The following is an 11,809-nucleotide window of genomic DNA, read 5'->3' as shown; positions in this document are numbered from 1 at the left end:
GGCTGAGCGCACAGTTCCCCGCGCCCCTAAAAGCGGGGCTGCGCCCCTGGCTTTTATCTTTTAGGGGCGCGGGGAACTGCGCGACCAGCCCCCACCGGCCCGCACCCGACATCCGAACCCCCCGAACAACCTGGCGCCCTCCCACAGCAAGTGGGAGGGCGCCAGGTTCACAAAAACAACCGCGGGGCTCAGTTATGACTGTGGAGGACCTCATTGAGGCCACCCCACACCGCATTGTTCGGCCGCGCCTCCACCGTCCCGGTGACAGAATTCCGCCGGAACAGAATGTTGGACGCCCCGGACAGCTCACGGGCCTTCACGATCTGCCCGTCGGGCATGGTGACCCGCGTCCCGGCGGTGACGTAAAGCCCGGCCTCGACGACACACTCGTCACCGAGGGCGATCCCGACACCCGCCTCGGCCCCGATCAGACACCGCTCACCGATCGTGATGCGGACATTGCCGCCACCGGACAGCGTGCCCATGGTGGACGCACCGCCACCGATGTCCGAGCCGTCGCCGACCACGACGCCGGCGGAGATGCGGCCCTCGACCATGGACGTGCCGAGCGTGCCCGCGTTGAAGTTCACGAAGCCCTCGTGCATGACCGTGGTGCCCTCGGCGAGGTGCGCGCCGAGGCGAACCCGGTCGGCATCGGCGATGCGGACACCCTTCGGCGCCACGTAGTCCGTCATGCGCGGGAACTTGTCGATGGACGTCACGGCCAGGTGGAGACCCTCGGCGCGGGCGTTCAGCCGGACCTTCTCCACGTCGTCCACGGCGACCGGGCCGAGCGAGGTCCAGGCGACGTTGGCGAGGTGCGCGAACAGTCCGTCGAGGCTCTGCCCGTGCGGCTTCACGAGGCGGTGCGAGAGCAGGTGCAGACGCAGGTACGCGTCGTGCGCGTCGACCGGCTTCTCGTCGAGCGAGGCGATGACCGTGCGGACCGCGACCACTTCGACGCCACGGCGGGCGTCCGGGCCGATCGCTTTCACGGCGCCCTCGCCGAGCAGCTCCACCGCGCGCTCGGCGGACAGCCGCTCGGAGCCGGAGGGGCCGGGCTCGGCGGCCAGTTCGGGGGCCGGGAACCAGGTGTCGAGGACAGTTCCGTCGGCGGCGAGCGTGGCAAGCCCGGCGGCGACGGCGCCGGTGGTGCGAGTAGCAGTCGTGTCGGTCATGAGGGAAACCTAACCGGCCGGGGCCCACGGGTGCCAACCAGTGCGCCCGGCGTCTCAGGTGCCGGGCGCACCGGGGCCCGTCCGGCGGGTCGGGTCAGGGCCGCTCGCCCTTCTTGTCGACCACCGCCGTGGCCTGCCGCGCGGCGCCGCTGCGGCTGCCCGGCGGAATCGAGTGTGGCGTACACGTGTGCCCGTGTTCACCGAGGGGGGTGATCGCGACTGGAGAGGGGCGCGGGTGTGTGGATCTCGTACGTATGGTCGTCCGGCAAAGGGGTGGGTGACCGGAACTCGGGCGGGAGCGAAGGCGTGGCGGAAAAGGCGGGGGCCGACGGGACGGGGCATGCCCGGTACACGTTCCGGCTTCGCGTGCCGTCCACCGCCCACACGCTGCTGCTGGCTGAGTGGGACCGCTGCCGGTGGGTGTGGAACGAATGCGCGGCCAAGTCCAAGCAGGCCCACGCCTGGAACAAGAACCCTCCCGAGGGCGCCGCCAAGCGCACCTGCGGCCCGGCGCAACTCGACAAGATGCTGACCGACGCCCGCACCCGCACGCCGTGGCTGCGTAAGGGCTCCAGCGTTCCGCAGCAGCAGCTCATCCGGGATTTCGGCAAGTCCAAGGCCAAGGCCCAGAAGGACATCCGCGCAGGGGTTCCACAGCACCGCCGGGCGGGGATGCCGAAGTGGAAGAAGAAACGCGAGACGCTGCCGACGCTGAACTACACCCGGCGCGGCTTCCGCCTCAAGGACGGCAGGCTGCACCTGGCCGGCGGCATCGTCGTGACGGTGGTGTGGTCGCGAGATCTTCCGGCCGACCCGTCATCAGTGCGCGTGTATCAGGACAGCCTTGGGCACTGGTACGCCAGCTTCGTCGTCCCCGCCGAACTGCAGCCGCTCCCCGAGACCGGCCGCGTGATCGGCATCGACTGGGGAGTGAAGGAGACCGCGACCACCACCAGCGACACCCATGACCTCCCACACGCCCAGCACGGACGCAGGGCCAAGGAGAAGCTGACCCGGTACGACCGGATGATGGCCCGCCGCAAGCCCGCCAAGGGGCAAGCGGCTTCCAAGGGCTACCGCGAGGCCAGGAAGTGGCGGGCGAAGACGTACCAGAAGATCGCCCGCCAGCGGCAGGACACAGGCCGCAAGTGGGCCAAGTCCGTCGTGACTCACCACGACGGGATCGCTGTCGAGGACTTCAAGCCGAAGTTCCTCGCCAGGACCACCATGGCCAAGAAGGCCGCCGACGCCGCCATCGGCGCCACCAAACAGGCCCTGATCGAGATGGGCCACAAGCACGCACGCCGCGTGCACCTGGTACACCCCGCGTACACCACGATGGACTGCGCGCAGTGCGGAGCGAGAGCCAAGCACGCACTGCCGCTGGGAGAGCGCACCTACACCTGCACCGCTTGCGGAACCGTGTCCCCCCGGGACAAGAACTCCGCACGTGTGATGCTCGTCCGGGCTGGTCTCAACCCGGCTGGTGTCGAGGGCATAAGACCGTCCGGGGCGCCGCCCCGGACGGCTGCCTGAGCCAGGAATCCCCTCCTTGAAGTCAGGGAGGGGAGGATTCAACCCTGTTCCCCGCAGGTCCGCGCCGCGAAAGGTTCACGCTCGACGGACAGCGGGATTCAGGGGATCACCCGGGCCAGCACCTCGCGCGTGTACCCCTCGTCGTACTCCGCCCCCGTCACCAGCACCTGCAGACAGATCCCGTCCATCACCGCGACGAGGGCGCGCGCGGTGACCGGGTCCGTGCGGCAGCCGATGCGCTCGGCGAGGTCCTGGCACCATTCGGCGGCGACGGGCCGCAGCGCGGGGCGGCGCAGGGCGGCGAGATAGAGCTCGTACTCCAGCTCCACGCTCGCGCGGTCGCCGCCGAGCCACTCGCCCAGGAGACCGGCGAGTTCACCGGCCAGATCGGCCCCGGTGTCCTCCAGCGCGCCCCGCGAGGCGACGATCTTCGCGAAGCCCTCGTTCGTCTGGCGCAGCGCGGCGACCATGAGCTCGTCGAGGGTCTTGAAGTGGTACGTCGTCGAGCCCAGCGGCACATCGGCCTCGGCCGCGGCCGAGCGGTGGCTGAGCCCGCCGATGCCCTTGTCGGCGACGACGCGGATCGCCGCGTCGATGATCCGCTGCCGCCGCTCGGGGTCGTAGCGCCGGACCATCAGCGGGCTCCTGTCGGACGGCGCGAGCAGACTCCCGTCGGACAGAGCCGCATCAGTGCGCCCCGCCCAGGTTCAGCACCACGACCCCGCCGATGATCAGCACGATCCCGGCGAACTTGGCGGTGTTCATGCCCTCGCCAAGGAACATCATCCCGATGCCCGCGACGGCCGCCGTGCCGATCCCCGCCCAGATCGCGTAGGCCGTGCCGACCGCGACGGTCTTCAGCGTCTGCGCGAGGAGCGCGAACGCGACGACGTAACCGATCGTGGTCACCAGCGAGGGCCACAGCTTGCTGAAGCCGTCGCTGTACTTCATGGCTGTGGTGGCGGCCACCTCTGCGGCGATGGCTCCGGCGAGCAGCGCGTATCCCATGTGTACGAGTGTACGCATCGATACGTACGCCTGTACACAACTCCGCCGCCCCGGTCGGGCCGACCTCAGTCGAGGAGCGTCTTCTTCGGCCGCAGCACACAGAACTCGTTGCCCTCTGGGTCGGCGAGGACGACCCAGGTGACGTCCTCGCCCTGACCGACGTCCGCCCGTCGGGCCCCGAGCGCGAGGAGCCGCTCGACCTCGGCGTCCCGGTCGTCGGGCGCGAGGTCGATGTGCAGCCGGTTCTTGCCCGTCTTGCGCTCGCCGACCGGTACGAAGCAGATACCGGGCAGGGCGCTGGGGTCGGCCCCGATGACGATCTCGTCCTCGGCCTCGAACAGCACGCGCCAGTCGAGGACCTGACACCAGAAGCGGGCCAGTGACGGCAGGTCGTGGGCGTCGACGACGACTTGGTACCAGGAGACAGCCATACGCCGAAGTCTCCCTCCGCGCACCGGACGCCGCCACCGAGCCACTGTGCGAATGTGCGCGACCTGCCGTGCCCGATTGCTCATTTTCCTTATGGCACACGGGAGTTACCGGTGGTTACCTTTCGGCGCCCGGACCCGCCGTCGTCCCGATGGAGAGACCATGAGCCCAGGATTCCCCCGCCCCCGCGGCCGGTGGCTGCGCGCCCTGACCGCCGGAGCGCTCGGCGCGGCCGCGCTCACCGCGATGCCCTCGGCGGACGGAGCACCGGCCGGCGCCGAGGCCGCCCGCACCGAGACCCCGGTGGCCTCGGCCTCCCCGGTCGCCGGCATCACCGAGACCGTGGTCTCCGTACGGATCCCGCTGCCCGCCTCGGTCGGCAGTCACCCGGAGCGCTGCGACCGGCTGTCGTATCTGCGCTACCGCTCCTCCCAGGGACCGTCGAAGTCCGCCGACGCCGACCGGATCCTGGTCGCCCAGCCCGGCATCCTGGAGGGAGCGGGCGCCTTCGACAGCGTGGCCCGCAACACGGTGAAAGCGGCGGCCGAGAAGGGCGAGCACATCGAGTTCTGGGCCCTGGACCGGCGCTCCAACTGCCTTGAGGACAACGCCGGGATCTCAACGGGCAGCACCGCCAAGGCCGTTGGCTACTACTACGAGGGCGAGAAGGTCGACGGACGCTCCTTCGAGGGATTCCTGACGAGCGATCAGACGGGCTGGCTCGCCGAGGTCGGTCTGGAGCGCACGGTCCGTGACCAGTACGACCTGCTGTCCGCCGAACTGCCCGACCAGAAGCTGCGCAAGGAGAAGGTGATGTGCGGCGGGCACTCGCTCGGCGGTGTCCTCACCGGTGTCTTCGCCACCTGGGACTTCGACGGGAACCCCGCGACGACCGCGGACGCGGGCTTCAACCAGTGCGCGGGCTACTTCGCCCTGGACACGACGATCGCCACCAACCTCGACGACCTGAACGGCACTTCGGGCACCCTCAACGGCGGCCTGCTGCCCAAGGGCACGGTCCCGGAGACGAGCCTCGGCTACACCGTCGTACAGGCCGGTCTGCGCAGCGGTGTCCTGCCCCGCTTCCTGGCGCTCCCCGCGGTGATCAACCCTGAGATCATGAACGTCCTCGCGATCAGCGGCCTCGCCGCGCGCACCGCACCCGATGCCCGGTCCACGCTCCAGGACGACCTGCCGTCGAACGCCAACATCGAGACGACGTCCCGCACGATGTTCTCCAAGGACGCGGCCGTCTTCCTGTCGGGCAGGCCCACGATCCGCGACTTCCGGCTCACCAACGCGGCGGTCCTCGGCGCCTTCATGGACGACAACTCGGCCCCGCTGTCCTTCATCCAGACCAGCGTGGGCCTCTTCGACGGCGGCCGCCTCGTCGACAAGAACTTCCCGGTCTCGAACGACGTCCAGGGCTCACCGGCCCTGTTCGGTACGGAGCTGAAGGCGATCCCGGACCAGCCGGCCGGCCCGCTCTACACGTGGCGGAACTTCGACCGGGTGGGCGCGCCCGACGACCCGGTGCACCGCTCGGCGGACGGCACGCCGTTCACGACGGCCGCCAAGGAGGTCTCGGACATCGGGGAGCTGGCCCGCAGCCTCTCCGAGCAGCCGCTGGACTTCACCGAGGACTACTTCCCGACGAAGCTGGTCACCGACCTCTCCCTGGTCGACGACCCGCGGATCGCCCGGAACATGGCGCACCCCGGCGGTCTGACCGCGAACCCCACGATCACCTTCGTCGCGGGCGACGGGATTCTCGCGGACCACATCCCCGCGGAGAAGAACCCCGTGGTCCTGCCCGGCTACCAGCACCTGGACGTGCTCACGGCGGCCCCGCTCCAGAACGGCGGAACCCGCGAACGGATCGCCACCCTCCTGTCGGCCTTCGCATCGCGTTAGAAGCCCACTTTCATAACGGGTTGGCCCTGAGAGGAACTTCCGCCTCCGCCGGGAGAGCCGGCGGAGGCGGAACCCGAACTCCCCGTCCCGGGCGCCGGGATCGCCCCTCCCACGGCCCTGATCTCGAATCCTTAAGTCTTGAACTATCTCTCTCCGGGCCGCCGGACCCGACGATCACCGTCAACTGGCCGCCGAACTCCCGGCGTTCCCGGCAGAAACCGCTCTCAGAAACGCTACGCGACGGCCACAAGTTCTACTAATGTTCCCCTCGTCGCGCACGCGGATCCTCCGGCCACAGCCGTCACGCGTGTCCGCGATCTCCGCCTCCTCTTGTGCCACGACACACATGACCGATCCGCGTCCGCCTTCGGCGGCGCTGGGGGAACCTCGCATGCCTGAAAGAAACCCCGGGTCCGCTCCCGACCCGTCCGCCCGCCCCGCGAAGGTGTGGGAGACCGGCGAAACCCTGGACGAGTCACGCGTACCCGGAACCCGCAGGCTCTGGCTTGCGGGAGCACTCCTCGTGGCGGTTCTCGCCTCCACCGTCACAGCCGTCGTCGTGCTCGACGACGACCCGGACACCTCGGCGAAGGGGAAGACCAAGAACACCACCTCCTCGGCGGACGAGCCGCTCATACCCAGCCGGCCCCCCGCCACGGCGCCCAGCGGGAAGAGCGGCCTCGCCGCCCCCGATTCCTCCAAGCCCGGCACGGACGGCTCCGCTGCGCCCGAGGCCCAGCAGCAGGGCGGCACGAAGCCGGACTCGAAGCCGCGGCCGTCCAAGTCCGCCTCCGCCAAGCCTCCCGCGTCCAAGCCCGAGTCCTCGAAGAAGTCCGTCCAGGCGGTCAACTACCCCGACCGCTACTGGCGCGTCGCCCACGACTCGGTGCGGCTCGACCAGGTGGGTTCCCGCGACTCGTCCCGGCACGGGAACGACTCCTCCCGGAGCAGGGAAGAGGCCACCTTCAAGCTCGTCCCCGGCATCGCCGACTCCAGTTGCGTCTCCTTCTCGCTGGGCAACAACCGCTATCTGCGCCACTACCAGTTCCGTCTCCGCGCCGACCGCCACGACGGCTCCGAGTACTTCAAGCAGGACGCCACGTTCTGCCCCCGCCCGTCGGCCTTCTCCGGCGCCGTCATGCTGGAGTCGTACAACAACCGCGGCCGCTTCCTGCGCCACCGCAACTTCCAGGTCCAGCTGGACTGGCGTGAGGACAACGACCTCTACCGGGCGGACTCGGCGTTCAGGCTCGTGAAGGGCCTGGGCTGAGCGACTCCCCGGCAGCCCCGGGGCCGGCCGAGCCCGGCTGCGGCCCGGACGACAGACGAATGCGGCCCCCGGCACCATGCCGGGGGCCGCACACGTACAACACGTACAAACGGAATCAGACGTTGAAGCCCAGCGCGCGAAGCTGGTCGCGGCCGTCGTCCGTGATCTTGTCGGGGCCCCACGGCGGCATCCACACCCAGTTGATGCGGAGCTCGTTCACGAGGCCGTCCGTGGCGGACTTGGCCTGGTCCTCGATGACGTCGGTGAGCGGACAGGCCGCCGACGTCAGGGTCATGTCGATCGTCGCGATGTTCGCGTCGTCGATGTGAATGCCGTAGATCAGCCCGAGGTTGACGACGTCGATGCCCAGTTCGGGGTCGACGACGTCGTACAGGGCCTCGCGCACTTCTTCCTCGGAGGCCGGTTTCATCTCGATGGTCTCGCTCATGCCGTCTTCCTTTCGGCGTCGGCCTCGCCCAGGGCCTGGGCCGTCGCGTCCTTCCAGGCCATCCAGCTCAGCAACGCGCACTTGACGCGGGCCGGGTACTTGGAGACTCCCGCGAACGCGACCGCGTCCTCGAGGATCTCCTCCATCGTGTCGTCCGGCTCGATACGGCCCTTGGACTGCATCAGCTCCAGGAAGGTCTCCTGGATCTTCTGCGCCGCCGCCAGGTCCTTGCCGACGAGCAGCTCGTTCAGCACGGAGGCCGAAGCCTGGCTGATGGAGCAGCCCTGGCCCTCGTACGAGACGTCGCTGATCTTCGTGCCGTCGTACTTCACGCGCAGCGTGATCTCGTCGCCGCACGTCGGGTTGACGTGGTGCACCTCGGCGTCGCCATCTCGAAGACCGCGCCCGTGCGGGTGCTTGTAGTGGTCCAGGATGACTTCCTGGTACATCGAATCAAGCCTCACGACTCAGCCAGCTCCTCAGCCGAAGAAGTTCCGTACGTGCTCCAGGCCGTCGACCAGTGCGTCGATCTCGGTCGGCGTGGAGTACAGATAGAACGACGCTCGTGTGGTCGCAGGAATTCCGTACCGCAGGCAGACGGGCCGCGCGCAGTGGTGACCCACGCGCACCGCGATGCCCTGCTCGTCGAGAACCTGGCCCACGTCGTGCGGGTGGATGTCACCCAGTGTGAACGAGATCGCCGCGCCGCGGTCCTCGGCCGTCGTCGGGCCGATGATCCGCAGGTCCGGGACCTCCAGGAGCCGCTTCACCGCGTACTCGGTGAGCGCGTGCTCATGGGCGAGGATCTTGTCCATCCCGATCGCGGAGAGATAGTCGACCGCCGCACCCATGCCGACCGCCTGCGCGATCGGCGGGGTGCCCGCCTCGAACTTGTGCGGGGCGGGAGCGTACGTCGACGAGTGCATCGACACCGTCTCGATCATCTCGCCGCCGCCGAGGAACGGAGGCAGGTCCTCCAGGAGCTCCTGACGGCCCCAGAGGACGCCGATGCCGGTCGGACCGCACATCTTGTGGCCGGTGAAGGCCACGAAGTCGGCCTGCAGGGCCTGGACGTCCATCGGCATGTGCGGGGCGGCCTGCGAGGCGTCGATGCAGACGAGCGCGCCGACCTCCTGCGCGCGGCGCACTATCGCCTCGACCGGGTTGACCGTGCCCAGGATGTTCGACACCAGCACGAAGGAGACGATCTTCGTCTTCTCGGTGATGATCTCGTCGATGTTGGACAGGTCGAGCCGGCCGTCGTCGGTCAGGCCGAACCACTTCAGCTTCGCGCCCGTGCGCTGCGCCAGCAGCTGCCACGGCACGATGTTGGAGTGGTGCTCCATCTCCGTGATGACGATCTCGGTCTCGTGGTCCACGCGGTAGGGCTCATCCGCCCAGCCGAGCATGTTTGCCACGAGGTTGAGCGACTCGGAGGCGTTCTTCGTGAAGATCACCTCGTCGCGGCTCGGCGCGTTGATGAACGCGGCGACCTTGTCGCGCGCGCCCTCGTACAGCGCCGTGGCCTCCTCCGCGAGCACATGCACACCGCGGTGGACGTTGGCGTTGTAGCGCTCGTAGTACTCGTTCAGGGCGTCCAGTACCTGGCGTGGCTTCTGCGAGGTCGCCGCGTTGTCCAGGTACACGAGCTTCTGACCGTCGTGGACCGTGCGGTCCAGGATGGGGAAGTCCTTGCGGATCGCCTCTGTGTCGAGGAGGCCCGGCAGCAGTGTCACGCGGATGCGCCACCCTTCACGTACTTGTCGTAGCCCTCGGCCTCGAGCTGGTCGGCGAGCTCAGCGCCGCCGGACTCGGCGATGCGGCCGTTCGCGAACACGTGCACGTGGTCGGGCTTGATGTAGCGCAGGATGCGCGTGTAGTGCGTGATCAGCAGCGTGCCGACCTCGCCGGACTCGCGGACGCGGTTGACGCCCTCGGAGACGACGCGCAGGGCGTCGACGTCCAGGCCGGAGTCGGTCTCGTCGAGAATCGCGATCTTCGGCTTGAGGAGCTCCAGCTGAAGGATCTCGTGGCGCTTCTTCTCACCGCCGGAGAAGCCCTCGTTCACGTTGCGCTCGGCGAAGGTGGGGTCCATGTTGAGGCGCTCCATGGCCTCCTTGACCTCCTTCACCCAGGTGCGCAGCTTGGGGGCCTCGCCGCGGATCGCGGTGGCGGACGTACGGAGGAAGTTGGAGACCGAGACGCCGGGGACCTCGACCGGGTACTGCATCGCGAGGAACAGGCCGGCGCGGGCGCGCTCGTCGACGGACATCTCCAGGACGTCCTCGCCGTCGAGGGTGACGGTGCCGCTGGTGATCGTGTACTTGGGGTGACCCGCGAGCGAGTAGGCGAGCGTCGACTTGCCGGAGCCGTTCGGGCCCATGATGGCGTGGGTCTCGCCCTGCTTCACGGTGAGGTCGACGCCCTTGAGGATCTCCTTCGTGGCGTTGTCGGCCTCGACGGTGACGTGCAGGTCGTGGATTTCAAGCGTTGCCATGGGTTCCTCAGGACTCCTGGGTGAGGGAGACGAGCACGTCGTCCCCTTCGATCTTTACGGGGTATACGGGGACGGGGCGCGTCGCGGGCAGGCCGGACGGTTTGCCGGTGCGGAGGTCGAACGCGGAGCCGTGCAGCCAGCACTCGATCTGACAGTCCTCCACCTCGCCCTCGGAGAGCGAGACGTTCGCGTGCGAGCAGATGTCGTTGATCGCGAACACCTCCCCCTCGGTCTTCACGACCGAGACCGGCGTGCCGTCGAGCTCCACCCGCTTGGGGGTGTCGTCCTCCAGCTCGCCCAGCCCACAGGCGCGTACGAACGTAGACGAGGCAGTCATCAGACCGACGCCTCCAGCTCCTCGTCGATCCTGGCGAGAAGGCGCTCCTGGATGTCGGCGACGCGGATCTGCTGGACCAGTTCGGCGAAGAAGCCGCGGACCACCAGACGGCGGGCCTCGTCGGCCGGGATGCCGCGGGCCATCAGGTAGAAGAGCTGCTCGTCGTCGAAGCGGCCGGTCGCCGAGGCGTGTCCGGCGCCGACGATCTCGCCGGTCTCGATCTCCAGGTTCGGCACGGAGTCGACACGGGCGCCGTCGGTCAGAACCAGGTTCCGGTTCATCTCGTAGGTGTCCGTGCCCTCGGCCGTGGCCTCGATGAGGACGTCGCCGATCCACACCGCGTGGGCGCCGTCGCCCTGGAGCGCGCCCTTGTAGGCCACGTTCGACTTGCAGTGCGGGGCGTTGTGGTCGACCAGGAGGCGGTGCTCCTGGTGCTGGCCGGCGTCCGTGAAGTAGAGGCCGAAGAGCTCGGCCTCGCCGCCGGTGCCGGCGTAGGCGACCCGCGGGTGGAGGCGTACGAGGTCGCCGCCGAAGGTGACCACGAAGGACTTGAAGGTGGCGTCCCGGCCGATCAGCGCGTTGTGCTGGCCGACGTGGACGGCCTTGTCGTCCCAGTCCTGGACGGAGACGACAGTGAGCTTGGCGCCGTCTCCCAGGACGTAGTCGACGTTGGCGGCGAGCACGGCGTCACCGGTGTGGTCGATGACGACGACGGCCTCGGCGAAGGCTCCGAGCTCCACGAGCTGGTGGCCGTAGGCGACGCCGCCCTCGCCGTGCACGGCGATGCGGATCGGCTCGGTGAGGACCGTCTCCTTGGGGACGGTGATCACGCCGGCCTGCTCGAAGGCCGAGTACGCCTGGGCGGCGACGCGGTCCACCGGGGTGCCCGCCTTGCCGAGCCGGGCGTCGTCACGGCCGACGGTCTCGACCGTGACGCCCTCGGGCGCGTCGATGGCGACCTTCACGCCGACGCCGGTCGCGACCGCGGTGCCGTCGTGCAGCCCGCGCAGGCGCTCCAGCGGGGTGAACCGCCACTCCTCCTCACGGCCGTGGGGGACCGGGAAGTCCGCCACGTCGAAGGACGGGGGCGCGCTCATGCGCGTGGCGACGGTCGACTCGGCGGCCACCGCGATCGATCCGGCGGTGGTGGAGGACCCCACCGTGGAGTTCTGAGCCTCAGCCATGGCTGTCG

At 69.1% G+C, this 11,809-nt stretch carries 13 protein-coding genes; 3 read left to right on the top strand and 10 right to left on the bottom strand.

From position 1 onward, the window contains the following. Window positions 1-188 precede the first annotated feature (188 nt). Window positions 189-1,178 carry a 2,3,4,5-tetrahydropyridine-2,6-dicarboxylate N-succinyltransferase gene (dapD, locus tag ACFWXQ_RS47950; protein ID WP_359730420.1) on the bottom strand — a complete coding sequence of 330 codons (990 nt, stop codon included), beginning with the start codon at window positions 1,176-1,178 and terminating at the stop codon, window positions 189-191. 306 nt (window positions 1,179-1,484) lie between these two features. On the opposite strand from dapD, the gene ACFWXQ_RS47945 reads away from it, so the two are divergent. Then, window positions 1,485-2,714: an RNA-guided endonuclease InsQ/TnpB family protein gene (locus tag ACFWXQ_RS47945; protein ID WP_383956141.1), complete on the top strand. Its 1,230-nt coding sequence runs from the start codon at window positions 1,485-1,487 to the stop codon at window positions 2,712-2,714. A 98-nt stretch (window positions 2,715-2,812) separates the two neighbouring features. Here ACFWXQ_RS47945 and ACFWXQ_RS47940 read toward each other — a convergent pair whose 3' ends face one another. The 3 genes from ACFWXQ_RS47940 to ACFWXQ_RS47930 all read right to left on the bottom strand — a co-directional run bounded on the left by ACFWXQ_RS47940 (window position 2,813) and on the right by ACFWXQ_RS47930 (window position 4,153). Next, window positions 2,813-3,349, bottom strand: a complete 537-nt coding sequence (locus tag ACFWXQ_RS47940) for a TetR/AcrR family transcriptional regulator (protein WP_383956138.1) — start codon at window positions 3,347-3,349, stop codon at window positions 2,813-2,815. Between the two features lie 52 nt (window positions 3,350-3,401). Continuing rightward, the gene (locus tag ACFWXQ_RS47935; RefSeq protein ID WP_383956135.1) at window positions 3,402-3,722 is read right to left on the bottom strand and encodes a DMT family transporter; all 321 of its coding nucleotides are present in this window, start codon (window positions 3,720-3,722) and stop codon (window positions 3,402-3,404) included. Window positions 3,723-3,787: 65 nt separating this feature from the next. Next, window positions 3,788-4,153, bottom strand: coding sequence for a VOC family protein (locus ACFWXQ_RS47930; RefSeq protein WP_383956132.1), 366 nt, complete (start codon window positions 4,151-4,153; stop codon window positions 3,788-3,790). 160 nt (window positions 4,154-4,313) lie between these two features. On the opposite strand from ACFWXQ_RS47930, the gene ACFWXQ_RS47925 reads away from it, so the two are divergent. Continuing rightward, window positions 4,314-6,065, top strand: a complete 1,752-nt coding sequence (locus tag ACFWXQ_RS47925) for a hypothetical protein (RefSeq protein ID WP_383956129.1) — start codon at window positions 4,314-4,316, stop codon at window positions 6,063-6,065. 391 nt (window positions 6,066-6,456) lie between these two features. Further along, the gene (locus tag ACFWXQ_RS47920) at window positions 6,457-7,335 is read left to right on the top strand and encodes an AbfB domain-containing protein (RefSeq protein WP_383949914.1); all 879 of its coding nucleotides are present in this window, start codon (window positions 6,457-6,459) and stop codon (window positions 7,333-7,335) included. Between the two features lie 115 nt (window positions 7,336-7,450). Here ACFWXQ_RS47920 and ACFWXQ_RS47915 read toward each other — a convergent pair whose 3' ends face one another. Genes ACFWXQ_RS47915 through sufD form a run of 6 tightly spaced genes read right to left on the bottom strand, consistent with a single transcriptional unit; the run spans window position 7,451 to window position 11,801 of the window. Next, a complete protein-coding gene (locus ACFWXQ_RS47915) occupies window positions 7,451-7,783 on the bottom strand; it encodes a metal-sulfur cluster assembly factor (protein ID WP_055610947.1) in 333 nt (110 codons plus the stop codon). After that, window positions 7,780-8,247 (bottom strand): Fe-S cluster assembly sulfur transfer protein SufU, encoded by a 468-nt coding sequence (gene sufU / locus ACFWXQ_RS47910; protein WP_383949912.1) that lies wholly within the window; start codon window positions 8,245-8,247, stop codon window positions 7,780-7,782. The genes ACFWXQ_RS47915 and sufU overlap by 4 nt, the downstream gene beginning before the upstream one ends. A gap of 15 nt (window positions 8,248-8,262) precedes the next feature. Continuing rightward, window positions 8,263-9,519 (bottom strand): cysteine desulfurase, encoded by a 1,257-nt coding sequence (locus tag ACFWXQ_RS47905; RefSeq protein WP_383949910.1) that lies wholly within the window; start codon window positions 9,517-9,519, stop codon window positions 8,263-8,265. Next, the gene (gene sufC, locus ACFWXQ_RS47900; RefSeq protein WP_383949907.1) at window positions 9,516-10,280 is read right to left on the bottom strand and encodes a Fe-S cluster assembly ATPase SufC; all 765 of its coding nucleotides are present in this window, start codon (window positions 10,278-10,280) and stop codon (window positions 9,516-9,518) included. The genes ACFWXQ_RS47905 and sufC overlap by 4 nt, the downstream gene beginning before the upstream one ends. A 7-nt stretch (window positions 10,281-10,287) precedes the next feature. Then, a complete protein-coding gene (locus tag ACFWXQ_RS47895; RefSeq protein ID WP_055610943.1) occupies window positions 10,288-10,617 on the bottom strand; it encodes a non-heme iron oxygenase ferredoxin subunit in 330 nt (109 codons plus the stop codon). Further along, window positions 10,617-11,801: a Fe-S cluster assembly protein SufD gene (gene sufD, locus ACFWXQ_RS47890; protein ID WP_383949903.1), complete on the bottom strand. Its 1,185-nt coding sequence runs from the start codon at window positions 11,799-11,801 to the stop codon at window positions 10,617-10,619. The genes ACFWXQ_RS47895 and sufD overlap by 1 nt, the downstream gene beginning before the upstream one ends. Window positions 11,802-11,809: the final 8 nt, after the last annotated feature.

Source organism: Streptomyces sp. NPDC058697 (assembly GCF_042715345.1).
Classification (GTDB): domain Bacteria; phylum Actinomycetota; class Actinomycetes; order Streptomycetales; family Streptomycetaceae; genus Streptomyces; species Streptomyces liliifuscus.
The sequence above is the reverse complement of the archived record's forward strand: the minus strand, read 5'-3'. Positions and strand labels throughout refer to the sequence as shown.

Coding starts and splice junctions, on each gene's coding strand:
- ACFWXQ_RS47925 (WP_383956129.1), top strand. CDS start 4,314: ATGAGCCCAGGATTCCCCCGCCCCCGCGGCCGGTGGCTGCGCGCCCTG.
- dapD (WP_359730420.1), bottom strand. CDS start 1,178: ATGACCGACACGACTGCTACTCGCACCACCGGCGCCGTCGCCGCCGGG.
- ACFWXQ_RS47915 (WP_055610947.1), bottom strand. CDS start 7,783: ATGAGCGAGACCATCGAGATGAAACCGGCCTCCGAGGAAGAAGTGCGC.
- ACFWXQ_RS47920 (WP_383949914.1), top strand. CDS start 6,457: ATGCCTGAAAGAAACCCCGGGTCCGCTCCCGACCCGTCCGCCCGCCCC.
- sufC (WP_383949907.1), bottom strand. CDS start 10,280: ATGGCAACGCTTGAAATCCACGACCTGCACGTCACCGTCGAGGCCGAC.
- ACFWXQ_RS47895 (WP_055610943.1), bottom strand. CDS start 10,617: ATGACTGCCTCGTCTACGTTCGTACGCGCCTGTGGGCTGGGCGAGCTG.
- ACFWXQ_RS47935 (WP_383956135.1), bottom strand. CDS start 3,722: ATGGGATACGCGCTGCTCGCCGGAGCCATCGCCGCAGAGGTGGCCGCC.
- ACFWXQ_RS47940 (WP_383956138.1), bottom strand. CDS start 3,349: ATGGTCCGGCGCTACGACCCCGAGCGGCGGCAGCGGATCATCGACGCG.
- ACFWXQ_RS47930 (WP_383956132.1), bottom strand. CDS start 4,153: ATGGCTGTCTCCTGGTACCAAGTCGTCGTCGACGCCCACGACCTGCCG.
- sufD (WP_383949903.1), bottom strand. CDS start 11,801: ATGGCTGAGGCTCAGAACTCCACGGTGGGGTCCTCCACCACCGCCGGA.